Here is a 23,908-nt window from a genome sequence, read left to right on the forward strand (position 1 = left end):
GTCAGGCCGCGCTGAGCGAACGGCCGGAGAGGCCGTGCTCGCGTTTCAGCAGCTCGCCGGCGAGCCGCACATAGGCCTGGCTGCCGGCACAGCGGATGTCGTAGAGCAAAGCCGGCTTGCCGTGGCTCGGCGCCTCGGCGATGCGGACGTTGCGCGGGATCTCGGTCTCATAGACCTTGGCGCCGAAATGCGCGCGGACATCCGAGGCGACCTGCTCGTTCAAGCTCGAGCGCTTGTCGTACATGGTGAGCACGACGCCCTGGATCTCCAGCACCGGATTGAGAGCGCGCTTCACGCGGTCGATGGTGCGCATCAGCTGCGACAGGCCTTCCAGCGCATAGAACTCGCATTGCAGCGGCACCAGGACGCAATCGGCCGCGACCATGGCGTTCAAGGTCAGCAGCGAGAGCGAAGGCGGGCAGTCGATGATGATGAAGTCGTAGGGCAGCGGCCCATGGCTCGCGGCCCGAGCCAAGGCATCGCGCAGCCGATACTCGCGGCGGTCGAGATCGATCAGCTCGATCTCGGCGCCGGCCAGGTCCGGCGTGGTCGGGATGATCGACATGTTTGGCACAACTGTCGGTTGCGTAGCCGCGGCCAGACTCGCGCCGCCGACCAGGACCTGATAGGCGCCGAGGCGGCGCTGCACGCTGTCGATGGCGAGGCCGGTCGAGGCATTGCCCTGGGGGTCGAGGTCGATGATCAGCGTGCGGCGGCCGCAGGCCGACAGAGCCGTGGCGAGATTTACCGCGGTCGTCGTCTTGCCGACGCCGCCCTTCTGGTTGGCGATGGCGATAATCCGGGGTGCGCCGGGAGCCCTAAGCTCCGTCGCTCCAATATTTCCGGGCTGGTCGCTCACGTCTGGCCCCGTCTCTCGAGATGCGACAATCGGAGGATGAGCCCGGTGGGATCGGTGACGCTCCGAACGCGCTCAACCGTCATTTTCCAGACTCTCAGGGCGGCGGTCAATTCATCTTCCGCCTTGGCACCCTTGGGAAAAATGCAGACCGATGCGGTTGACAGGAAGGGTGACGCCCAAGCGAGCAACTGGGTCAAATCGGCCAGCGCCCGGGCGGTGATGACCGGTGCCTCCCATGGCCTCAGCGCCTCGACCCGGGCCGCGTGGATCTGCACCCGGCCGGCACAGCCGGTCGCGCGCGCCACTTCACCGAGGAATGCCGCCTTGCGCTGGTCGGATTCGACCAGATTGACGGCCCGGCCGGTCAGCAGAGCCAGGACCAGGCCGGGAAAGCCGGCGCCGGAGCCGAGATCGGTGATATGGCCGGCGCCACCCTGGTCATCCGAGGGCAGCAGCGGCAGGAGCTGCGCGGAATCCAGGAAATGCCGGTTCCAGACGTCATCCAGGGTGGCGCCGGAGACCAGATTGATGGCCTTCTGCCATTTGCGGAGCAGGCCCGCATAAGTCTCCAGGGCGCCGATTGTTTCACGTGAAACATTGACGCCCAGCCGCTGCAATTCCCCCTGGAATTGCTCCGGACCCATATTCGCCATGGCTTATGCCGCGGGTCGGCGTTTGACGTGGCGAAGCAGGGCGACCAGGGCGGCCGGGGTCACCCCCGGGATCCGCCCGGCGGCCCCGAGCGTGACCGGACGGACGGTCTTCAGCTTCTGCCGAACCTCGGTCGATAGGGCGGCGATCCGGTCATAATCCAGGTCCGGAGCCAGCGAGAGGTCCTCGTCCCGGCGAAAGGCCATCACATCGGCTTCCTGGCGCTTCAGATACCCGGCGTAGCGGCCGTCGATCTCCATCTGCTCGGCGATTTCCGGGGCCAAGCCGTTCAAGTCCGGCCAGATCGCGGTCAGCCGCTCCCAGCCGATGTCCGGATAGGCCAGCAATTCCAGGGCATTCCGCCGGACGCCGTCCTGGTTGATGGCGAGACCCAGCTTCTTCAGCTCAGTCGGGGTGGCGCTGAGCCCGGTCATCTGAGCCCGGCCGGCCTCCAGCGCCGCGACCTTGGCGGCAAAGGCCGTCCGGCGCTCCGGCCCGACGCAGCCGATCTCGATCCCGCGACCGGTCAGCCGCTGGTCGGCGTTGTCCGCCCGGAGCGAAAGCCGGTATTCGGCCCGGCTGGTGAACATCCGGTAAGGCTCATCGGCCCCGCGGGTCACCAGGTCATCGACCATCACCCCGGCATAGGCCTCGGCCCGGTCCAGGGTGAAGGTCCGATCGCCGCCGGAAACCACCAGAGCTGCGTTGATCCCGGCCAGGAGGCCCTGCGCGCCGGCCTCTTCATAGCCGGTCGTGCCGTTGATCTGGCCGGCCAGGAAAAGACCGGGCACACGGCGGGTTTCCAGGGTCGGGCGGAGTTCCCGGGGATCGACGAAATCATATTCGATGGCGTAGCCAGGCCGCAGCATTACGGCCTTTTCCAGGCCCGGGATGGTCCGGAGAAGCGCATCCTGGACCTCCCGCGGCAGCGAGGTCGAAATGCCGTTGGGATAGACGGTCGGATCGTCCAGGCCTTCCGGCTCGAGGAAGATCTGATGCCGGTCCTTCTCGGCGAAACGGACCACCTTGTCCTCGATCGAGGGACAGTAGCGTGGCCCGCGGCTTTCGATCTGGCCGGAATACATGGGCGAATGATGCAGATTGGCCCGGATCAGCGCATGGCCGGCGGCGCCGGTATAGGTGATGCCGCAGGCGATCTGCGGGGTGGTGATCTCCCGGGTCAGAAAGGACATCGGCGCCGGCGGCGCATCGCCCGGCTGCATCTCCAGGGCAGCCCAGTCGATGGTCCGGCCGTCCAGCCGCGGCGGCGTCCCGGTCTTCAAACGGCCGAGGCCAAAACCGAAGCGGGCCAAGGTCTCGGAAAGCTTCAAGGCGGGGGCTTCACCGACCCGGCCGGCCGGAATCCGATCCTTGCCGCAATGAATCAGGCCGTTCAGGAAGGTCCCGGTGGTCAGCACCACGGCGCCACCGGGGATCCGTCGTCCATCCTGGGTCAACACCGCGGAGACCCGGCCATGGGTGACTTCCAGGTCTTCGACCGCGGCGGCCAGGACGGTGAGACCGTCCTGTTCGGCAATCAACGCCTGGACGGCCTGGCGGTAGAGCTTGCGGTCGGCCTGGGCCCGGGGGCCGCGGACGGCGGGACCCTTGGAGCGGTTGAGCATCCGGAACTGGATGCCGCCCCGGTCGATCGCCCGGGCCATGATCCCATCCAGGGCATCGATCTCGCGGACCAGATGCCCCTTCGCCAACCCGCCGATCGCCGGATTGCAGGACATCTCGCCGATCTTGGCGGGGTCATGGGTGACCAGCAGGGTGCGGGCGCCCATGCGGGCCGCTGCCGCCGCCGCTTCCGTCCCGGCATGCCCGCCGCCGACCACGATGACATCGAATTGTTTCACGTGAAACACATAATATCGTATTATTTCAACTACTTGCCGATGCAGAACTCGCGGAAGATGACGTCCAGGACATCCTCGACGTCAACCCGCCCGGTGATCCGCCCGAGCGCCCGGGTCGCCAGCCGGAGCTCCTCCGCCTTCAGCTCGACCGGCCCGATGGCCAAGCCCCGGGCCAAGGTCTGGCGGCAATCCTCCAACGACTCCCGATGCCGCAGCCGGGTCAGCACCGGCTGGTCGCCGGAGGCCAGCAACCCGGCCGCCCGCTCCTTCAGAGCCGCGAGCAGTTCCGACAGACCCGACCCGTTCAGCGCCGAGACGGCGATCAACTGATGACCCGCCAGCGCCTGCAACGGCCCCGGCAGCAAATCGGCCTTGTTCAATACCAGAATGGACTGAGCGTCAATCTGCGCCCGGGTCGCATCGGGCATGACCGGCCAGACCGCGCCGTCGATGACGATGATCTTCAGGTCCGCGTGCGACGCACGCTCGAGCGCGCGGCGCACGCCCTCGGTCTCGATCTTATTGCCGCTCTCCCGCAGCCCCGCGGTATCGGCCAGCAAGACCGGATAGCCGCCGAGATCGAGATGGAGCTCGATCACATCGCGCGTCGTGCCCGCTTCATCGGAGACGATCGCGACATCGCGCCGCGCCAGCGCGTTCATCAGGCTCGACTTGCCGGCATTGGGCGCGCCGAGAATGACCACGCTCAACCCTTCGCGCAATCGCTCGCCGCGATGATCGTCGTCCAGCGCCGCCGCGATCTCGACGCCGATCGCGCGCATCGCCTCATCGACGCCTTCGACCAAACCCGCCGGCAAATCCTCTTCCGGAAAGTCGATCGCCGCTTCGATCCGGGCCAAGGCGCCGAGCAGGCCACCGCGCCAGGCTTCCACCTGCCGGCCGAAGGCGCCTTCCATCTGCCGCAAGGCCTGGCGACGCTGCGCCTCGGTCTCCGCCGCGATGAGATCGGCGAGGCCCTCGACTTCGGTCAGGTCGAGCTTGCCGTTGTCGAAGGCGCGGCGCGTGAAGGCGCCGGGCTCGGCATGCTGCAGCCCTTGTGCCGCAAGGCTTTCCGCCACCGCGGCGATGATCGCCGGCCCGCCATGGATGTGCAGCTCCACCATATCCTCGCCGGTGAAGCTGGCGGGACCGGGGAACCAGAGGGCCAATCCGTCATCGAGCAAGATCTCGGACGGGCCGAAAAATTTCCGGCGCGCGGCAACGCGAGGCGGCGGCAGATCGCGCTGCGTGATCGCGCGCAGAACATCACCAGCCGCGGGGCCGGAGATGCGGATGATGGCGACGCCCGATCTTCCCGCCGGCGTGGCCAGCGCGAAGATGGTCGTGCTCATTGCCCCCACCTCATTGCGCCGACTTCGCGATGCGGTCCTCGGGCAGCTTGTCTTCCGGCTGCAGCATCAGCCGTTCGACCCGTTCGCCCTTGAGCAGGTGGCGCTGCAGGATCTCCTCGGCATCCTCGATCGAGTTGTAGCTGTACCAGACGCCTTCCGGGTAGATCACCATGGTCGGCCCGAGCTCGCAGCGGTCGAGGCAGCCGGCCTGATTGATCCGGACGTCCTTGAGGCCCAGCTCCTTGGCCCGGGCCTTCATATAGTTGCGCAGCTTCTCGGCGCCCTTGCGCTTGCAGCAGCCGCGCGGATGGCCTTCGGGGCGCTCGTTCACGCAACAAAAGACATGGGCGCTGTAATAGGGCGCGGGATCGGCCATCGCATGTACCTCTGGTCGGCTATTGGCCGGACTTCTTATCCGAACCGCCGAATTGCTGCCAGAACATGCGCTGCAACTGTTCCATGTTCGCCATGCCGGCCGGCACCCAGGTCTTCATCAGGGTCTCGGGATCCATGGCCTGCATCCCGGACATCAGCCGTTTCTCCAGCTCCTTCATAACCGCGGCCTGGACCGGCTGCACGTCGGGGAGGCCGAAGAAGGCCCGGGCTTCCTCCGGCGTGCAGTCGATATCCACATGAATCTTCATCAGAATCTCCCGGGCTTGACTTGCTCACACTATGGTGGTACGGTCTTGACGACCTGAGGAGCAGCGAAACGAACCAGGACTCCCCGCGTCCTATTTGTGCCGCGCCGCCGCCAGGACCGCTCCCGCCCCCATCAGCATCCCCCCGGAAATCCGGTTGCGCAAGCGACCGCGGCTCGCCAGCAGATGCCGCGCCTTCCCAGCGGCCAAGGCCCAGCTCCCGTCCACCAGGATCGCCAAGGCCACGAAGGTCACGGAGAGCAACGCGACCTGCGGCACCAGCGCCCGGTCCGCTGCCACGAACTGCGGAAAGAAGGCACCATAGAACAACAGGGTCTTCGGATTGGTCATCGAGACCAGCAGCGCCCGCAGAACCATGCGGCCCGGCAATTTGCGCTCCGGCCTGGTCCTGGTGAGATCGACCGCCGGCGCCCGCCACTGCGAGATCCCGAGGAAGACCAGATAGGCGACGCCGACCCAGCGCAACAGCTCGAACCAGGAACCGAGCGCGCCGAGCAGCGGGGTCATGCCGACGGCAACCAAAACAAGCTGCAGCAGCATGGCAGAACTGGTGCCGGCCACCGTCAGCAGCCCGTAACGCGCGCCATGCGCCACGCTGTTGGCGACGATCAGCGCCACATTGGGGCCGGGGATCAGCATCAGGACGGTGACCGCGGCGATGAAAGCGAGATAGAGACTGAGATCAATCATGGGACTCTCCTTGGCAGGGATGGAATTGCGGCGGGAGCCCGGAAATGCAAAACCCCGCCGGGTGGGCGGGGCTCGGTCTCGACCAGGGTAGGATCAACCGATCGGGGCGATCCTCAGACTCCAGCCAGCACAAACGCCGCCGCGCGATGGCGACGTTGGCGTTGGAGCCGGCTGTGAAGCGCTCTGGTCATGGGACGGGCTTTTACGCCTGGGCCTGCGGAAAAGCAACCGAGCATGCGTTATGCTGCGCAGCATGGCCCGCAGCAAAACCTCGTCCCTGTTCCCCGGCATCGGCCCGGTCACCGAGCGAAGGCTGGTCGCCGTCGGCGTCGCCGACCTCGCCGCCCTGCGCAAGCTCGGCGCGGCCAAAGCCTATCAGCGCCTGAAGTTCCGCTTCGGCAAGGATGTCACCTTGAACGCGCTCTATGGCTTGGAAGCCGTGCTGACCGGCCAGCACTGGCGCGCGATCACGCCGGCCCGGAAAGCGGCACTGCAGCGCGCAGCCCAAAAATGAAGCTCCGCCCGAAGGGGCGGAGCTTGCAGTCCGAAGTCTGTCCCGTGGTCTCAGGCCGTCTTGGCGGCCCGCTTGTTCCTCCGCCAGCGGGCGAAGCCGAGGGCGCCCAGGCCCGATGCGAAGAGCGGCAGCGCGGCCGGGATCGGGGTCGCAGCGACCTGATCAAAATTGGCCGCCGAGAGGCCGGCGAAGGCGCTGTCGGAAATGATCGAGATCGATTGCGCGATCAGGCTTGCGAAGGTGAAGCTCAACGGGGCCTGGCCGTTATAGGTGAAGTCGAGGCTGTTGAGATGGGTGCCGTCGGCCCAAACCTCGAAATTCTCGGTCTGGTCGATGCCCGGGATATCCGAGTTCTTGACCGTGACTTCATTCAGCTGGACGTTGAATCCGGCATCCGCGGTCAGGGTGAAGATGTGCTGGCTGCCGTGGAAGCTGGTGGCGAAGACCGCGCCGCCGCCATTGGCCGCGCTGACCGTGACCAGGCGCTGGTTGGTGCCCGTATAATCCGCGACGACGTTCGGCGTGAAGCCGTTGCCGACACCATAGGTGCCGAAGCCGTTCGGATCCGTGGTGTTGTTGACGCGCGAGCCGTAGCAGGGCTGCGTGCTGTTCTCGATGCAATTCGCGGCCGATCCCGCGGTGTTGCCGAAATCCAAGGTGGTCGCTTGGGCTTCCAGACCGAAAGCCCCCACGACGCCGGCTGCCATGAGCAGCCCCAACGCTGTCCGCTTCATTTGCCTCACCGCTTTTGGTTGCCTGCCTGTGCGGTGAGGTTGGCCGATGTCTTGCGGTGCCGCCTCCCCCAAATGGGGGTGAAGGCGCGGCGTTAACCTCTATTCGGGCGAGCCGGTCACCACCGTCCGTTACCGGCCCGCATGTCCTCGCGCCGCAACAGGATCGGAAACCGCTCGCGCAGCTTCGCGTCGGTCGCGGGATCGATATAGGCGGGGTAATGCGACGACAGGATCTCCTGGGCCCGGACCCGCGCGGCTTGCCGGATGTCCGGCGAGCCGCGGCCCTGCCAGCCATTCATGGAATCGCGGTCGGCGATATGCGGGTAGAGATATTCGGTCTCCATCAGCTCCAAGGTCTTGGGCGAGCCGAGGTAGTGGCCGGGACCGGCGATCGCGCGGGCGATCTCGTCGAAGCTCAAGCTCTCGTCGGTGACGTCGATGCCTTTCAGCACGCGCTGGATGTTGCCGAGCATGTCGTTGTCGATCACCATGGCCTCGACCGAGCAGCCGATCAGGCTCGCCATCATGCCGCAGCATTCGCTGATGTAATTGCCGCCGGCGACCGCGGCGAGGGTGACGGTAACACCCTTCTCATAGCCGGCCTGTGAATCGATCGCCTTTGCGTCGGTCATGCCGGCGCCGACCGAACTCGGGATGTCGTAGAAGCGGCACATCTGCACCGCGGCCGCGGTCAGCAGCGCTTCCTCGCCGCCGCCGCCGGTGAAGGAGCCGGTGCGCAAGTCGGAGACGAAAGGCCAGATGCCGAAGGAGACTGGCAGACCCGGCGTAATGAGATTCCCGACAATCAAGGTCACCAGCGTTTCGGCGACGGTCTGAACCAAGGTCCCCGCCAGCGCCGCGGGCGCGGTGGCGCCGGCTTGCGCGGCGATCGCCGGATCGATGCAGAGGCCGAGCCGCGCATTCGCCACCATCACCTCGGCATTTTCCTTACCGAAGCGAAGAGGCGAGACGATCGGGCAGCCGCCGATGACGCAGAAGGGGCGCTCGACGAACTTGCCTTCGCCGCCGAGGAAAGCGTCGAAGAAGGCGATCAGCTTGGCATGGTGCTCGACATTCTCGATCGAGACGCCGAAGGACTTCTGCGTGCCGGCGAGACAGGCATAGGCGACGTTGAAATCCGAGGTGATCCGGTCCGGCATGTCGGTCGCAACGATGGTCTGGCCGAAGCAATGCACATGCTCCAGCCGATCCGCCAGCCGCGCGAAGTCGTAGAGGTCGAGCAGGGTCGAGGGCCGGTATTCGCCGCTGTTGAAGTCGAGCACCTTGATGGCCTCGCCGGCGGTGGCGAAGTTCACGCGATCGCCGCCGAGCTCGAGATCATGCTCCGGGCTGACCCCATAAGCGGTATAGCGGCGGCAGGCGATGGCGAGCATGTCCTCGACCAGCGCGCGCGGGAAGCAGAGCCGGCCCTTGTCGTTCAGCCAGCAGCCGCGCGGCAAAGCGACGTCGAGGATCTCCTGGATCGGCTCGCCGACGCCGAGCTTCTCCAGGACCTCGAGCGCGGTGTCGTGGATCCGCCGCATGTCATGCTCGGAAAGCGGGCGATAGGTGCCGCCGGGCATGCCGGGGCGAACCGCGCCACCCTTCGGCCCGGACTTCCGCAACGCCCGCCGCGCCGCGCTGCCACCACGGCCGCGGGCCGATGAAGGCTCGGAAATGCTGACGATGTCGGTCATCCCTGGCTCCGCGGCTGAATGAACATTCATTTTAGGTCGGATGCCTAACCGGAGGAAGCCTTGCGGTGTCGCAGGCGGCTTTCTATATTTATAGAATGATTTCTAGAAAGGTAGAAAGATGGCACTGAGCATCAAGGATGCAAAGGCCGACCGGCTGGCGCGCGAATTGGCGGCCGAAACGGGCGAGAGCCTCACCGATGCCGTGATCGGCGCGCTCGAAGTGCGCTTGCGCCTTGTTCGCGGGGATAATCGAACCCGAGATCAGCGCCTGGCGGACGTGATGAAAATCATAGAGGACTTTCGCGCCAACAGAGTCGGTGACCATCGAAGCGCCGATGAAATCATCGGCTACGATGAACGCGGCCTCCCCGTCTGATGGTCATCGACGCTTCAGCCATCGTCGCCATCTTCTTCGAAGAGCCCGACTTCCGACGATTGCTCAATCTCATTGAGAACGCGCCGTCCAGACTGGTCTCTGCTGGAACCCTACTCGAGGCCGGGATCGTCCTGGACCAAAGCGCCGCACGCTCCAATCAATATCATGACCGATTGGACAAATTCCTCGACGCTATGCACATACAAGTCGTCGCCTTCTCGGAAGATCACGCGCAGATGGCGCGCGAAGCCTATCGGCGCTACGGAAAGGGCCTGCATCCGGCAGGGCTGAATTTCGGCGACTGCATGTCTTACGCACTTGCCAAAAGCCTCGACGAGCCCTTGCTCTTCAAAGGCACCGATTTCGGCCTGACCGACGTGCGTATCGCCTAGGAAACCGGGTTGAACCAACTGGCCGCTCGGCGTTTGATCCTCCAAAGCTCATGAAGGATTCACGATGACCGCTCCTGCGCCCAAGCCGAATCCCGAGAACCAGCTCGGCCTCTCCACCTCGCCCTATCTGCTGCAGCACCGGTTCAACCCGGTGAACTGGCGGATCTGGGGCGAGGATGCGCTCAGCGAGGCGAAGCGCGACAACAAGCCGATTCTGCTCTCGGTCGGCTACGCGGCCTGTCATTGGTGCCATGTCATGGCGCATGAGAGCTTCGAGGACGAGGGCATCGCCGCCCTGATGAACAAGCTCTTCGTCAACATCAAGATCGACCGCGAGGAGCGGCCGGATCTCGACACCATCTACCAGCAGGCTCTGGCCCTGCTCGGCCAGCAGGGCGGGTGGCCGCTCACCATGTTCCTGATGCCGGACGGCCGGCCGTTCTGGGGCGGCACCTATTTTCCGAAGGAGGCGCGCTACGGGCGACCGGGCTTCGGCGATGTGCTGAACTTCGTCTCGGAAATCTTCCACAAGGAACCGCAAAAGGTGATGACCAACGTCACCGCGATCGGCGAGGCGATGCAGAAGCTCTCCACGCCGAAGAGCGGCGGCGAGATCGAGACCGCCATGCTCGACCGCATCGCCGAGCGGCTGCTGCAGGAAGTCGATCTGGAGAAGGGCGGGATCGGCTCGGCACCGAAATTCCCGCAGCCGGCGATCTTCACCTTGCTCTGGCGCGCCTACAAGCGCTCGGGACGCGACGAATATCGCCACGCGGTGACCGCGACCCTGACGCAGATGTCGCAGGGCGGGATCTACGATCATCTCGGCGGCGGGCTTGCCCGCTATTCGACCGATGCCGACTGGCTGGTGCCGCATTTCGAGAAGATGCTCTACGACAACGCCGAGTTCATCGCGCTGCTCACCCTGGTCTGGCAGGAGACCAAGGACCCGCTTTACGAGGCCCGGGTGCGCGAGACCATCGATTGGGTCGAAGCCGAGATGCTGACCGGCCCCGACCAAAAGACCAACCGCGCCTTCGCCGCTTCCCTCGACGCCGATTCCGAGGGCGAGGAGGGGCGCTTCTATGTCTGGAGCCGCAAGCAGATCGACCAGGCGCTCGGCGACGAGGCCGACTTCTTCTGCGCCCACTATGACGTCACGCCCGGCGGCAACTGGGAAGGCCTCACCATCCTCAACCGCTCGCAGAAGCCGGTCCTGCTGGACGCGGCGGGCGAAGCCCGCCTGCTGCGCGCGAGACAGACCTTGCTCTCGGCCCGGGCCGAACGGGTGCGGCCCGGCTGGGACGACAAGGTGCTGGCCGACTGGAACGGGTTGATGATCGCGGCGCTGGTCGAAGCGGGCCTGGTCTTCGAAGAGCCGCATTGGATCGACCTCGCGCGCGATGCCTTCGCCTTCATCCGCCGGCATATGTTCAAGGACGGGCGGCTCTATCACGCCTGGCGCAACGGCAAGCTGGCGCATCCGGCGACGCTCGACGATCACGCCAATCTCGCCCGCGCCGCCTTGGCGCTCTACGAGGCCACGGCGAAAGTGCAATATCTCGACGCCGCCCGGGAGCTCGCCGCCCTGCTCGACACCCATTTCTGGGACCCGGCCGGCGGCGGCTATTTCATGACCGCCGACGACACCCGGGACATGGTGGTGCGGCCGAAATCCGCCAGCGACAATGCCGTGCCCAACGGCAACGGCGTGATGGTCGGGGTGCTGGCGCGGTTGTTCCTGCTGACCGGAGAAGCGCGGTTCGAGGAACGCGCGCGGGCCCTGGTCGCGGTCTTCAGCGGCGAGGTCGAGCGCAACTTCTTCCCGCTCTCGACCTATCTCAACAACGCGGCCTTCCTGGCCAATGTCCTGGAAGTGGTGATCATCGGCGCCCATGACGCGCCGGACACCATCGCCATGGTGGAGGCGGTGCTGCGGCATTCGCTGCCCGACCGCCTGCTGCAGGTGGTGCCGCCCGATGCCGCCTTGCCGGCCGCGCATCCCGCGTCCGGCAAGACCCAGCAGAACGGCAAGGCGACCGCCTATCTCTGCCGCAACCGGAGCTGCGGCCTGCCGATCAGCGAAGCCCGGGCGCTCGACGCCGCGCTGTCGACGCGGCTCGCCGCGGCGTGACTTCTAGCTATGGGTGACGTGAAGCTGACCGCCGAGTAGCGTCGCGAGTTCGTTGACGTTGTTTACCGCGCCGCCGACACCGGTCAGGGTCAGGGTGGAGGTGCCGCCGTTCCAGGTGATCACGCAATTGCCGCCGGAGCCCTTGGCGGTGAGACCGGCATCGATCAGGTCCTGGATGTCGCTGCCGGCGCCGTCAAGGACACCGGTGAATTCCAGCACATCGCCTTCGAGCAGCTTGAAGTCCTTGACGGTGTCCTTGCCGATATCGGCGAGTCGGAGCTGGAAGGTGTCCGCATCGGCGCCGCCGGTGATGGTATCGTTGCCGACGCCGCCGAACAACAGATCGGCGCCGGCATTGCCGACCAGCGTGTCGTTCCCGGCGCCACCGGTCAGGATGTCGCCGCCGCCGCCGCCGGTCAGGCTGTCGTTGCCGTTGCCGCCCGTCGCGGTGAGCGAAGCGCCGGTCTCGGCCGCGCCGTCGATCGTCAGCACACGGGTGGCACCCAGCAAGGATCCGTCGATGCTCAAGCCCGCCGCATTGGTCGCATCGTTCAAGGTGAATTTGTAGCTGTTGCCGTCGGCGACAGTGATGGTCTCGACATTGACGAGGGTGGTGGCGTTGAAGACGATCCCGGCCGAATAGTTGCCGTTGAGGCTGAGGGTGTCGGCATCGGCGCCGCCGTTGATCTGGTCCGCGGCGGTCAGGTTGGCGGCCAGCGTGAAGCTGTCGCTGCCGGCGCCCCCGTTCAGCGTATCGACGCCGGCACCGCTGGTGATCTTGTCCGCGCCGGCACCGCCGGTGATCACATCGTTGCCGGCGCCGCCGATGGCGGTCAGGGCTGCGCTCAGCTCGGCGGCCCCGTCCAAGGTGAGAGCATTGGCGGCGGCCAGGGCCGCGGCATTCACGGTAAGGCCGCTGCCGTTGGTCGCGTCATCCAAAGTCAGCTTGTAGTTGTTGCCCGCCGCGACGGTGATGGTCTCGACATTCCTGACCGTCGTCGCCATGAGGACGACCCCGGCGCTGTAATTGCCGGACAGGGTCAGCGTGTCGGTGTCGGCGCCGCCGTCGATCTGGTCCAGCGCGGTCAGGTTCGCCGCGAGCGCAATCGTGTCATTCCCCGCGCCGCCATCGACGACGTCGTTGCCGGCGCCGGTGGTCAGCACGTCGTTGCCGGCGCCGCCGCTCAGGACGTCCAATCCGGCGCCGCCGGTGAGTACGTCGTTGCCGGCGCCGCCGGTCGCCGCCAGTGAGGCGCTGGTCTCGGCGGCGCCGTTCACGGTGAGGACGCGCGTGGCACCCAGCAGCGATCCGTCGACGCTGAGCCCGGCCGCGTTGGTCGCATCATTCAAGGTGAACTTGTAGCTGTTGCCATCGGCGACGGTGATGGTCTCGACATTGGTGAGCGTGGTCGCGGCGAACACGACACCGGCCGCGTAGTTGCCGTTGAGGCTGAGCTTGTCCTGGTCGGCGCCGCCGTCGATCTTGTCCGCCGCGGTGAAGTTGCCGGCGAAGATGAAGCTGTCGGCCCCGGCATTGCCGCTCAAGGTATCGTTGCCGCCGCCCGCGGTGATGACGTCCGCGCCGGCACCACCCGTGATCACATCATTGCCGGCGCCGCCGGTCGCGGTGAGCGCCGCGCTGGTCTCGGCGGAACCGTCCAGGGTCAGCACCGCCGTCGCGGCCAGGGCGGCAGCATTGACGGTTAGCCCGGCGCTGTTGGTGGCGTCGTCCAGCGTGAGCTTGTAGCTGTTCCCGGCCGCCAAGGTGAGGGTCTCGACATTGGTCAGGGTCGTCGCCGCGAAGACGACCCCCGCGCTGTAATTGCCGGACAGGGTAACCGTGTCGCTGTCCGCGCCGCCGTCGATCTGGTCCAAGGCGGTGAGATTGGCGGCCAGCGCGATCGTGTCGTTGCCGCTGCCGCCGTCCACCGTGTCGTTGCCGGCGCCGGTGGTCAACGTGTCGTTGCCGGCGCCGCCCTTGATCACATCGGAGCCAGCGCCGCCGGTCAGCGCGTCGTTGCCGGCGCCGCCGCTGAGCAGCAGGGCCGATGCGGTCTCCGCGGCGCCGTTGACGGTCAGCACCTGGCCGGCGGCCAGCGCGCCGCCGTCGATGGCGAGCGCGGCGGTGTTGTTGGCGTCGTTCAGGGTGAACTTGTAGCTGTTGCCGGCGGCGAGCGTGATGGTCTCGACGTTGACCAGCGTCGTCGCCGTGAAGGTGATCCCGGCCGAGTAGTTGCCGCTGAGCTTCAGCACGTCGTTGTCGGCGCCGCCGTCGAGCTTGTCCGTCGCCAGCAGATCGGCGCCGAGATCGAGCACGTCATCGCCCGCGCCGCCCTGCAGCGTGTCCACATTGGCGCCGGAGATCAGCAGATCGTTGCCGGTGCCGCCCTGCAGGATATCCGCCCCGGCGCCGCCGACCAGCGTGTCATCGCCGGCGCCGCCGCGCGCGGACAGGACCGCGGTCGTCTCCGCCGCACCGTTCAGGGAGAGCGCGTCCGCCGCGCCGAGGGCGGACCCATCGACGATAAGCCCGGCGGCGTTGGTGGCGTTGTTCAGGGTCAGCGCATAGTCGTGACCGGCGGCGAGCTGAATGGTCTCGACATTGGTGACCGTGGTCGCGGTCAGCACCAGGCCGGCATAGTCGCCGTCCAGCAGCAGGGTATCGGTGTTGGCCCCGCCGTCGATCTTGTCTGCCGCGGAGAGATCGGCGCCGAGCTCGAGGCTGTCATTGCCGTTGCCGCCGGAGAGGGTGTCGGTACCGGTACCCGCCCGCAGCAGATCGTTGCCGCTGCCGCCGTTGAGCACGTCATCGCCGGCGCCGCCGAACATCGTGTCGTTGCCGCTGCCGCCGGTCGCGGTGAGCGCGGCGCCGGCCTCGGCGCTGCCGTCGAGATAGAGCGCATTGGCCGCGACCAAAGCCGCGCCGTTCACCGTCAGTCCCACGGCATTGGTCGCGTCGTCGAGAATGAGCTTGTAGCTGAAGCCGTTGGCCAGCGTGATGGTCTCGACATTGGTGATCGTCGTCGCGCCCAAGATCACGCCGGCGCCGTAGTTGCCGCTCAGCGTCACCGTGTCGGCGCCGCTGCCGCCGTCGATCGTATCCGCCGCGGTCAGGTTGGCGGCGAGCACGATGGTGTCGTTGTCGCCGCCGCCGCTCACCGTATCGATTCCGGCGCCGGTGGTGATCGTGTCGTTGCCGGCGCCGCCGGAAAGCAGGTCATCGCCGGCACCGCCGCCAAGGGTGTCGTTCGCGGCGCCGCCCAGCAGGGTCAGCGCGGCGCTGGTCTCGGCGGCGCCGTCGACGATCATTTGCTGCCCGGCAATCAGCGCGGTGCCGTCGACCTTCAGCGCGGTCGTCGCCGTCGCATCGTTCAACACCAGCTTGTAGCTGTTGCCGATGAGATCGATCTGCTCGACATTGGTGATCGTGGTCGCGCTCAAGGTCACGCCGACCACGTAGTTGCCGTCCAGCCGGACGATGTCGAAATCGGCGCCGCCGTCGATCTTGTCCACCGCGGTGAGGCCGGCGTTCAAAGTCACCACGTCGTCGCCGGCACCGCCCGAAAGCGTGTCGTTGCCGGCGCCCGACGTCAGCTGATCCGCCCCGGCGCCGCCGGTCAGCGTGTCGTTGCCGCTGCCGCCGATCAGGACGTCGTCGCCGGCGCCACCGGTTGCATTCAGCAGCGAGGCGGTCTCGGCACCGCCGTCGAACATCAGGCGGTTGCCGGCGGCGAGGGCCGAGGCATTGACTGTGAGGCCTGCCGTGTTGTTGGCGTCGGTGAGCTTCAGGTTGTAGTCGTGGCCGGCGGCGAGCAGGAAGGTCTCGACATTGGTCACGGTGGTGGCGTTGAACACCACGCCGGCGCCGTAATCGCCGTCGAGCCTGAGGGTATCGGCATTGGCGCCGCCGTCGATCTTATCCGCCGCATCCAGGCCGGCGCCGAGATCCAGCACGTCATTGCCGTTGCCGCCGGCGAGTATGTCGGTGCCGGTCCCGGCCAACAGCGTGTCGTCGCCGTTGTTGCCGGTCAGCGTGTCGTCGCCCGCATTGCCCATCAATATGTCCTTGGCGGTGCCGCCGATCAGGACATCGTTGCCGGCGCCGCCCGAGGCGGTGAGGGCATTCGTGGTCTCCGCGGCACCGTTGACGGTGAGGCTGTGGGCCGCCGCCAGAGCGGAACCGTCGATGGTGAGCCCGGCGGTGTTGTTGGCATTGTTGAGGGTGAACTTGTAGCTGTTGCCGGCCGCCAGGCTAATGGTTTCGACATTTGTCAGCGTGGTCGCGGCGAAGGTGACGCCGGCGGCGTAGTCGCCGTCGAGCTCGAGTATGTCGCTGTCGGCGCCGCCGTCGATCTTATCCGCCGCGGTGAGGTCGCCCGCCAGCACCAGGCGATCGTTGCCGGCGCCGCCGCTCAACGTGTCGTTGCCGGCGCCCGCGGTCAGCACATCGGCGCCCGCATTGCCGGTCAGCGTGTCGTTGCCGGCGCCACCGTCGAGCTGGTCCGCGCCGGCGCCGCCGGCAAGCGCATCATTCCCGGCCCCGGCCGCGGCGATCAGCGCCGCGCTGGTCTCGGCGGCGCCGTTCAGCGTGAGCACGTTGCCCGCGGTCAGCGTCTTGCCATCGACCGTCAGGGTGACCGCGTTGGTCGCATCCGCCAGAGTGAGCTTGTAGCTGTTGCCGGCCTTGAGCTCGATCCGCTCGACCTCGCTCAAGGTGGTTGCGGTGAAGGTGACGCCGGCCGCGTAGTTGCCGTCGAGCTTCAGGACGTCGTTGCCGCTGCCGCCGGTCAGCGTGTCCGCCGCGGTCAGATTGCCGGCGAGATCGAGCACGTCGTCGCCGGCGCCGCCATCGGCGGTGTCGTTGCCGCTGCCCGGTGTCAGCGTGTCGTTGTCGCCGCCGCCCAGCAGCGTGTCGTCGCCGGCGCCGCCTTGCAGGTAATCGTCGTCGTCGCCGCCGGAGAGCGTGTCGGCGCCGTTCGCGCCGAACAGCCGGTCCTCGCCGCCAAGGCCGGAGAGCTGGCCCGCCGCGCCTGCCTGCAGCACCAGGGCTTCGTCGTTGCCGGTGCCGGTCGCGTTGCCGGCGACCACGGTTTCCGGCATGACGCGGATGGACAGCGTCGCCGTGTCGCTGCGGCCGTCGCCGTTGAGCAGCCTGTAGATGAAGACGTCGAGCGCGCCATTCGGCAGGGCGGCGAGATCGGTGACCGAGCCCACCGTCCGCTGGTAGCCGACGCTGCCATCGGCCGCGATGTGCAAGGTTCCGAACTGACCGGCGACGTCGACGCCGCCCGCGGTGACCGGGATCGCGGCGCCGATCCCCGCGGCTTCGGTCACGATGCCGCCGGTGGTGAGATCGGGCGCCGCACCCCAGCCGGCGATCACATTGCCGACGCCCAGCCCACGCAGCACGCCGCCGGCATCGTCCTGTGCCGCGAAGGGATCGGGCCCGATCGTCGACGGGACGGTGTCGCCGCTGGTCCGCGCCAGGCTGATGCCGTCGAAATCCGGCGCCGGCGATCCGGCGCCGCGCAATCTGGTGCTGCCATCGAAGCCCGTTGCATCGCCGCCGGTGCCGACCGACCGGAAGCTGCGCAGCAGCGATCCCGAGACCGGATCGAAGACAGTGAGCAGCGCGCCGCCAAAGTGCGGCGGCTTGACGCTCGCGGTGCTGAACTCCGCCGGCTGCGGCGGCGGCTCCGGTGCATCGGTCAGGATCACCGGGTTGCCGGTGGTGATCTCCGGCGTGTCCAGCGCCAGGGTATCGCCGCGCGGATCAAGCACGGTCGGCGCCCGACCGGCCAGGAGTGCCGGCCCGTAGCCCTCGATGACCACCAGCTGGTCGCCGGCTTGCAGAAAGAGATCGGCGCCGCGCAACGCAATGGTCGCCGTGGCCAGGGTGAAGGGCAGCTGGATCACCTGGCCGGGCTGCGCGGTCACGATGCGGGGGACGGGATTCGCCGCTCCATCCGGGCCAAGCGCCGGTGCCGCCGTCGGGCTCTCCGGCCCCGGCGTTACGCTTTCGGTATTCGGTGCGACCCCCGTCATCCCCGATCGCCGGCCGCGTTGCACCGCTTTCGCGTAACCCCCCGCGAAATAACGGTTTTCGGCCGGTCGCTGTCTCCCCGCTTCGACCCCGCGTTAACGGCGCCAAGCGCGCGTTAACGGTTAATTAAGCATAGAGTTTATCGGGCCGGGGTAGGGCGGACAAGCCAGGTCGAGACTTAATTCCCGGCGTTAGCCATGAAGTCACACACCGGGCATGGCGGCGGGTAATCCGAGTCGACGCCAAAATCCCCCGGATTTGTCACCGCGCGCCCGAATTTCGCCCCAAGATCGCCCCGATTACCTTGCAGGTTCGCGACCGCTGCGCGACGATTCCGAGTCGCAACATATTGGGGACTTCGATGACCATCAGGATGATGCCGGCGCTTTGCGCTGCACTGCTGCTTGCCGCCTGCGGGAGCAGCGGATCCGACACCGGCGGAAACATGGCGGCGAACGACACGTCGCAACTTTCCGGCACGGGCACCGACGGCGTGTCCGGAACCGGCCTCGACAACGGCATCCAGAGCGCCAGCATGGGCCCGGGCAGCGCCGGGGAATTCGAGACCCAGATCGGCAACACGATCCACTTCGACACCGACAGCTACTCGCTGAATGCCGAGGCGCAGGGCATCCTGCAGAAGCAGGCGGCCTGGCTGCAGAAATATCCGCAGCACATGGCGACGATCGAGGGCCATGCCGACGAGCGCGGCACCCGCGAATACAACCTCGCCTTGGGTGACCGCCGCGCGACCACGGTGATGAACTACCTGGTGGCCCTGGGCATCGACAAGTCGCGGCTCTCGGAAGTCTCCTACGGCAAGGAGAAGCCGATCTGCCCGGACGCCTCCGACAGCTGCTGGGCCGAGAACCGCCGCGGCGTCACCGCGCTCAGCAACTAACCACCGACCGAAAGATCGCCCCGATGCTGCGACGACTGCCGGCGCTCTGCGCCGGGGTGCTGATGCTGGCTGCCTGCGAGAGTGGCTCTGGTGATCCAACAATCACCCCCAATGAGATATCGGGTCGGGTTACGCCGGAGCCACCGGGCGGCGGCGAGGACATCAGCACAGACGAGTACTTTAGATCTAAAGCCGGCAACAACGTTCTCTTTGACACCGATCGTTACGCTCTCTCGGCGGATGGCCAGCGGACATTGCAGAGGCAAGCCATCTGGCTGCAGCAATTTCCGCGAAGAACGGTGACGATCGAAGGCCATGCCGACGAACGTGGCACCCGGGAATACAATCTGGCTCTCGGGGAGCGCCGCGCCCAGGCGATCTTGGATTATCTCGTCGCACTCGGCGTTGATCCGAAGCGGCTGAAAACGATCTCCTATGGCAAGGAGCGGCCGCTCTGCACCGCGGCGGAGGAGGCTTGCTGGAGCCAGAACCGCCGCGGTGTCAGCACCCTCGACCCATAGCCCCTCTTTTCCGCAAGCCGGCGACGAGACAACCCTGTCTTGACGGGGCGCGGCGGACTTGCCACTTTCATCCTGTTACACGTCTTCAGGGCGGGGTGAAACTCCCCACCGGCGGTAGGGGTTCTTAAGAACCCGAGCCCGCGAGCGCCGTTCTCCTCGGAGAACGGGTCAGCAGATCAGGTGAAGCATCTCCAGATGCCAGTCCTGGGCCGACGGTTAAAGTCCGGATGGAAGAAGACGCAACGTCCGATGAGCGATTCCGCGCGCGGAATCCGTCTTGTCAGGCGTTCGCCCTGAAACGTTTGTCGCAACCTGTTGAAGTGCGAGGAGCGTTTCACAATGACTACTCTTCTGAACCCCAACTCTCTTCTCAACCAGAGAATCGATGCCGCCATCGCCGCCATGCGGTCGGGCATCCCGGTCGTCATGCTGGACGCCCATGACCGCGAGAACGAGGCCGATCTCGTCCTCGCCGCCGAGACTCTGACCCGCGATGTGATGGCGCGGATGATCCATGACGGCAGCGGCATCGTCTGCCTCTGCCTCGACGACGAGACCGTACGCAAGCTCGACTTGCCGCCGATGGTGGCGCGCAATGAATGCAAGAACGGCACCGCCTTCACGGTCTCGATCGATGCAAGACACGGCATCAGCACCGGCGTCTCCGCCGCCGACCGGCTGGTCACCGTGCGCGCCGCGATCTCGGAACGCGCGACGCCGGCCGATCTGATCCGCCCCGGCCATATCTTCCCGCTGCGGGCCAATCCCGGCGGCGTGCTCGGCCGGCGCGGCCATACCGAGGGTTCGGTCGATCTCGCGCGTCTCGCCGGGTTGAAGCCGGCCGCCGTCATCTGCGAGCTGATGACCAAGGATGGCGAAATGCTGCGCAGCAAAGCTGCAAAAAGCTATGCCCGCCGCCATGGTTTCCCGGTGCTCACCATCGCCGAGCTGGTCGCCTATCGGGCGGAAGTGGAGCGCGCCGCCGCCTGACCGCAGCGGCGCGGCAAACCGCCGCGTTTCGATCGCGCTCGTCCGCGGTTTGACAAGACGCAAATCGGCGTTCTGACCCGGTCGCTAAGGATTAAACGTGCAGGTCGCACCGTTGTGGTGAAGGCCCGCCGTGGAAAGTCCTTTCGCGGGGTGAGACGATGAGACATTGGGTCATTGCCGGTGCTTTGCTCGCCGGTCTTTTCAATTGCGGACTGGCGCTCCCGGCCGAAGCGGCCCCGCCTGGCAAGCCGCTTTTCGCCGGCATGAAGAACGAGAATGACAGCGACGTCCAGCATGTCCGCGACGCGCTGACCGGCTTCAACGGCGCCAACAAGCGCTGGCCGGCCAATCTCGACGAACTCTCCGCCTTCGCGCAGCAATACCGCCTGCCGCTCGATCTCACCGTGTTCGACCGTGCGAACTACTCGGTTCAGAACCAGGGCGGGGCCTCGGTCGCCGTCTTCGAGTTCGTGATGAAGGGGTCGCCCACCAAGGGCGCCTTCGCCATCGCCAACTACAGCGTGAAGAAGTGAGGCTCGCCATGACGACGAAGACCCTTGGCGGCCTCGCCGCCGTCCTGCTCCTCGGCACCGCACTCGGCGGCTGCGTCCCGCCGGACATCGGCAGCGAAATGGTACCGCCACCGCCGCCGCCCGTGCTCTATGACCCGGGCAAGGTCGGCGACGCGATCTCGGACGCCGCCGGCAGCACGCCGCGCACCACGATCTACACCAACGTCCTCAACGGTTCCGGTGGCAGCTGCGTCGATGCCGCGACCACCCGCGGCCAGGCGATCGCCGACAAGCTGGGGACCATGCAGAGCAACGGCGAGATTCCCGCGGACCATACGATCGACGTCCATACCTACAGCGGCTACCGGGTGCCGGGCGTCGACTACGGCAGCCTGCACACCTACACCGTCACGCAGATCAAGGGGCCTGACGGCAAGGTCAAGGACACCTGGACCTCGGACAATTATCTCGGCCCCAACAGCACGACCCACTATACCGGCGACGGCGGCTACACCAACTGGAGCGATCCGCTGACCAATCCGGTTCCGCCAACCAACGCACCGACGCCGACCAAGAAGCCGCGCGTCGGCGGCAGTGGCGGGGGGGGTGGCGCCGGGGGTGGCGGCGGCGGCGGGGGTGGCGGCGGCGAGGGCTGAGGACGTCATCATGAGACGCGCCATCTCCCGCCGCTTCGCCTTGCAGACCGCGCTGGCTGCCTTCGGCGCGGTGGCGGCGGCGGGTCCGTTGCGCCACACCGCACAAGCCAGCGGCGATACCCGCCGGCGGCTGTTCGTGCCCGGCTATCGCACCGAGCTCGCCCGCCAGGGCGACACCCTGCTGGTCGATCTGCCCGAGATCAGCAAGGTGCCGCCTGGGTGGACCGAGAACCGCACCGCGCTCAACATGCTCGATCTCTCCGAGCCCGGCGCCGAACCCAAGCGCGCCGTGTTTCCGGTCCGCGGCCACGGCCTCCAGGTGCTGCGCCCGCTCGGCGTCGGCGTCTTTTCCGGCATGGAGCATCACACGGTCGTCGGCTTCGACCTGGACAGCCTCGACATGACGGCGCTGGTCCACCCGGTCCGGGAGGGCTGGCGCTTCGGCGGCCATCCGGCGGTGATGCCCGACGGCAAGCATGTCGCCATCGCCGAACGCCATCCGGCCGAGCCGAAGAGCGGCGATCGCGCGGCCGACATCGCGCGGCTCGCCGGGCGCATCGTGATCCGCGACGCCGTCACCCTGGCCCCGGTCGGCGAGCTGCCGGGCCACGGCATCCGCCCGCATGAGATCCAGATCACCGAGGACGGGCGCCACATGGTGGTGGCGAATTACGGCAGCACCGCGATCGCCGGGTCTTCGGACGACTACCCGGATCTGCCGGACCCGATCGCGCCGGGCATCGCCATCATCGAGATCGCCAGCGGCAAGCTGCTCTCCTGGATCGACGGGTCGGATCCGACCGCGGAGCTCCGGCATCTCTGCGGCAAGCGGCTCGACCGCATCTTCGCGGTGACCGCGAAGATGGCCTGGGCCGATTCCCCCGAAGCCGCCGGCCTCGAGCCGGATCCCAGCGCCGAGCATGGCTTCGAATATCTCGCCTCGCGGCCGGTCCATGTCGTCGGAGACCGTGCCGAGCCGCTGCTCTCGGACCAGCTGCCGATGACCCGGCACGGCCTTTCCGTGCTCTACGACGCGGCCGCCGACGAGATCCTGATGACCTTTCCGGCGACGCACCGCATCGCGCTGTTCGACGGCGCGACCGGTGCCGTCAAGAAGATGATCCGGACCGACGCCCATGGGCTGCGCTGGCCCTGCGGCGTCGCGCGCTCGCCGGACGGCTCGACTTGGCATGTGACCGGCTACTGGAACGGCCTGATGACGCTCCGGACCGGCACGCATCTCGTCGAAAGCGTGACGCCGCTGCCGAAATGGTGGGGACACAGCCATACCGTGATCGGCTAGGCCGGGGTCAGCTTCGCCCTTCCATTTCCCGTCCAGCCGGGCCAGAGTCGCCGCTCCTTTTGCAGTCGGGAGTGAGGCGATGAAGGCGAATGCCATCCGCATCCATGAGCATGGCGGACCGGAAGTCATGCGCTGGGAAGAGGTCGACGTCCCGCCGGCGGGGCCAGGCGAGGTCACGATCAAGAACCATGCCTGCGGCCTCAACTTCATCGACACCTATCAGCGGAGCGGCCTCTATCCGCTCGCCATGCCGAGCGGCCTCGGCCTCGAAGCCGCGGGCGAGATCGAGGCGGTCGGGCCAGGCGTCACCGAGTTTAAGCCGGGCGACCGGGTCGCCTATTGCTCGGCGCCGAACGGCGCCTATGCGACCTACCGCAACTATCCGGCCGAGCGGCTGATCAAGCTTCCGGATTCCGTCGATTTCGAAACCGCGGCCGGCATGATGCTGCAGGGCATGACGGTCGAGTTCCTGCTCCGCCGCACCTATCCGGTGAAGGCCGGCGACTTCGTGCTGTTCCATGCCGCGGCCGGCGGCGTCGGCACGATCGCGATGCAGTGGCTCGCCAGCCTGGGCGCCGTCACCATCGGCACCGCGGGCTCGCCGGAGAAATGCGCCATCGCCAAGCAGCTCGGCGCGACGCATGTCATCAACTACCGCAGCGAAGACTGGGTGAAGCGGGTCAAGGAGATCACCGACGGCAAGGGCGTCCATGTAGTCTATGACGGCGTCGGCAAGGATACGTTCCTGCCCTCGCTCGATTGCCTGCGGATGCGCGGCATGATGGTGACCTTCGGAAACGCTTCAGGCCCGGTGCCGGAGATCCCGCCACTGATCCTGAGCCAGAAGGGCTCGCTGTTCCTGACCCGCCCGACCTTGTTCCACTACATCGCCAGCCGCGCGGATCTCGAGCTCTCGGCCAGCGCGCTGTTCGACGTGGTCAACCGCGGCGTGGTGAAGATCCAGATCGGCCACCGCTATCCGCTCAAGGACGCGGCCGAGGCGCACCGCGATCTGCAGGCACGCAAGACCACGGGCGCGACGATCCTGTTGCCGTAGCG

General features: G+C 66.9%; 21 protein-coding genes and 1 riboswitch. Of the genes, 11 read left to right on the forward strand and 10 right to left on the reverse strand.

The window, feature by feature from the left end; all coding sequences use genetic code 11:
- Position 1: 1 nt before the first annotated feature.
- The 7 genes from ACH2CY_RS02475 to ACH2CY_RS02505 form a co-directional block, all read right to left on the reverse strand.
- Positions 2 to 859, reverse strand: coding sequence for a ParA family protein (locus ACH2CY_RS02475; protein ID WP_395015546.1), 858 nt, complete (start codon positions 857 to 859; stop codon positions 2 to 4).
- Complete coding sequence (gene rsmG / locus ACH2CY_RS02480) at positions 856 to 1,503, reverse strand: 16S rRNA (guanine(527)-N(7))-methyltransferase RsmG (protein WP_395015889.1); 648 nt, start codon at positions 1,501 to 1,503, stop codon at positions 856 to 858. Before rsmG ends, ACH2CY_RS02475 begins: the two co-directional genes overlap by 4 nt.
- Before the next feature lie 12 nt (positions 1,504 to 1,515).
- Positions 1,516 to 3,372: a tRNA uridine-5-carboxymethylaminomethyl(34) synthesis enzyme MnmG gene (gene mnmG, locus ACH2CY_RS02485; RefSeq protein ID WP_395015548.1), complete on the reverse strand. Its 1,857-nt coding sequence runs from the start codon at positions 3,370 to 3,372 to the stop codon at positions 1,516 to 1,518.
- A gap of 29 nt (positions 3,373 to 3,401) precedes the next feature.
- Entirely contained in the window at positions 3,402 to 4,724 is a 1,323-nt protein-coding gene (mnmE, locus tag ACH2CY_RS02490; protein WP_395015550.1) for a tRNA uridine-5-carboxymethylaminomethyl(34) synthesis GTPase MnmE, read from the reverse strand.
- 10 nt (positions 4,725 to 4,734) lie between these two features.
- Positions 4,735 to 5,100, reverse strand: a complete 366-nt coding sequence (locus ACH2CY_RS02495) for a (2Fe-2S) ferredoxin domain-containing protein (RefSeq protein ID WP_395015552.1) — start codon at positions 5,098 to 5,100, stop codon at positions 4,735 to 4,737.
- A 19-nt stretch (positions 5,101 to 5,119) separates the two neighbouring features.
- Entirely contained in the window at positions 5,120 to 5,368 is a 249-nt protein-coding gene (locus ACH2CY_RS02500; RefSeq protein ID WP_395015555.1) for a DUF6489 family protein, read from the reverse strand.
- A gap of 90 nt (positions 5,369 to 5,458) precedes the next feature.
- Positions 5,459 to 6,076, reverse strand: a complete 618-nt coding sequence (locus ACH2CY_RS02505; RefSeq protein ID WP_395015556.1) for a LysE family translocator — start codon at positions 6,074 to 6,076, stop codon at positions 5,459 to 5,461.
- A 253-nt stretch (positions 6,077 to 6,329) separates the two neighbouring features.
- On the opposite strand from ACH2CY_RS02505, the gene ACH2CY_RS02510 reads away from it, so the two are divergent.
- Positions 6,330 to 6,590, forward strand: coding sequence for a TfoX/Sxy family DNA transformation protein (locus tag ACH2CY_RS02510; RefSeq protein ID WP_395015559.1), 261 nt, complete (start codon positions 6,330 to 6,332; stop codon positions 6,588 to 6,590).
- Between the two features lie 50 nt (positions 6,591 to 6,640).
- Here the strand turns inward: ACH2CY_RS02510 and ACH2CY_RS02515 are convergent, their stop codons facing one another.
- Together ACH2CY_RS02515 and ACH2CY_RS02520 are read right to left on the reverse strand one after the other, a co-directional pair.
- Positions 6,641 to 7,297, reverse strand: coding sequence for a VPLPA-CTERM sorting domain-containing protein (locus ACH2CY_RS02515; protein WP_395015560.1), 657 nt, complete (start codon positions 7,295 to 7,297; stop codon positions 6,641 to 6,643).
- 143 nt (positions 7,298 to 7,440) lie between these two features.
- Positions 7,441 to 9,021 carry a trimethylamine methyltransferase family protein gene (locus tag ACH2CY_RS02520; protein WP_395015562.1) on the reverse strand — a complete coding sequence of 527 codons (1,581 nt, stop codon included), beginning with the start codon at positions 9,019 to 9,021 and terminating at the stop codon, positions 7,441 to 7,443.
- Between the two features lie 118 nt (positions 9,022 to 9,139).
- On the opposite strand from ACH2CY_RS02520, the gene ACH2CY_RS02525 reads away from it, so the two are divergent.
- The 3 genes from ACH2CY_RS02525 (at position 9,140) to ACH2CY_RS02535 (ending at position 11,923) form a co-directional block, all read left to right on the forward strand.
- Positions 9,140 to 9,397, forward strand: a complete 258-nt coding sequence (locus tag ACH2CY_RS02525) for a type II toxin-antitoxin system VapB family antitoxin (RefSeq protein WP_395015564.1) — start codon at positions 9,140 to 9,142, stop codon at positions 9,395 to 9,397.
- Positions 9,397 to 9,789: a type II toxin-antitoxin system VapC family toxin gene (locus ACH2CY_RS02530; protein ID WP_395015566.1), complete on the forward strand. Its 393-nt coding sequence runs from the start codon at positions 9,397 to 9,399 to the stop codon at positions 9,787 to 9,789. Before ACH2CY_RS02525 ends, ACH2CY_RS02530 begins: the two co-directional genes overlap by 1 nt.
- 64 nt (positions 9,790 to 9,853) lie before the next feature.
- Positions 9,854 to 11,923: a thioredoxin domain-containing protein gene (locus ACH2CY_RS02535; protein WP_395015568.1), complete on the forward strand. Its 2,070-nt coding sequence runs from the start codon at positions 9,854 to 9,856 to the stop codon at positions 11,921 to 11,923.
- 3 nt (positions 11,924 to 11,926) lie between these two features.
- Here the strand turns inward: ACH2CY_RS02535 and ACH2CY_RS02540 are convergent, their stop codons facing one another.
- Entirely contained in the window at positions 11,927 to 17,968 is a 6,042-nt protein-coding gene (locus ACH2CY_RS02540; protein WP_395015569.1) for a beta strand repeat-containing protein, read from the reverse strand.
- A 359-nt stretch (positions 17,969 to 18,327) separates the two neighbouring features.
- Here ACH2CY_RS02540 and pal (ACH2CY_RS02545) point away from each other — a divergent pair, with 359 nt between their 5' ends.
- From pal (ACH2CY_RS02545) to ACH2CY_RS02575, 7 genes are all read left to right on the forward strand, one after another.
- Positions 18,328 to 18,867 (forward strand): peptidoglycan-associated lipoprotein Pal, encoded by a 540-nt coding sequence (gene pal, locus ACH2CY_RS02545; protein ID WP_395015571.1) that lies wholly within the window; start codon positions 18,328 to 18,330, stop codon positions 18,865 to 18,867.
- A gap of 23 nt (positions 18,868 to 18,890) precedes the next feature.
- Positions 18,891 to 19,388 (forward strand): peptidoglycan-associated lipoprotein Pal, encoded by a 498-nt coding sequence (pal, locus tag ACH2CY_RS02550; RefSeq protein WP_395015574.1) that lies wholly within the window; start codon positions 18,891 to 18,893, stop codon positions 19,386 to 19,388.
- 77 nt (positions 19,389 to 19,465) lie between these two features.
- Positions 19,466 to 19,631: riboswitch (FMN riboswitch) on the forward strand.
- Between the two features lie 96 nt (positions 19,632 to 19,727).
- Positions 19,728 to 20,378, forward strand: a complete 651-nt coding sequence (gene ribB, locus ACH2CY_RS02555; RefSeq protein ID WP_395015576.1) for a 3,4-dihydroxy-2-butanone-4-phosphate synthase — start codon at positions 19,728 to 19,730, stop codon at positions 20,376 to 20,378.
- Positions 20,379 to 20,536: 158 nt separating this feature from the next.
- Positions 20,537 to 20,911 carry a hypothetical protein gene (locus tag ACH2CY_RS02560; protein ID WP_395015578.1) on the forward strand — a complete coding sequence of 125 codons (375 nt, stop codon included), beginning with the start codon at positions 20,537 to 20,539 and terminating at the stop codon, positions 20,909 to 20,911.
- Between the two features lie 8 nt (positions 20,912 to 20,919).
- Positions 20,920 to 21,546 (forward strand): hypothetical protein, encoded by a 627-nt coding sequence (locus tag ACH2CY_RS02565; RefSeq protein ID WP_395015580.1) that lies wholly within the window; start codon positions 20,920 to 20,922, stop codon positions 21,544 to 21,546.
- Positions 21,547 to 21,556: 10 nt separating this feature from the next.
- Entirely contained in the window at positions 21,557 to 22,849 is a 1,293-nt protein-coding gene (locus ACH2CY_RS02570; RefSeq protein ID WP_395015582.1) for a DUF1513 domain-containing protein, read from the forward strand.
- A 79-nt stretch (positions 22,850 to 22,928) separates the two neighbouring features.
- Positions 22,929 to 23,906, forward strand: a complete 978-nt coding sequence (locus ACH2CY_RS02575; protein WP_395015584.1) for a quinone oxidoreductase family protein — start codon at positions 22,929 to 22,931, stop codon at positions 23,904 to 23,906.
- The last annotated feature ends 2 nt before the right edge of the window (positions 23,907 to 23,908 follow it).

The sequence above is a fragment of the Dongia sp. genome (assembly GCF_041905885.1).
Taxonomy (GTDB): domain Bacteria; phylum Pseudomonadota; class Alphaproteobacteria; order Dongiales; family Dongiaceae; genus Dongia.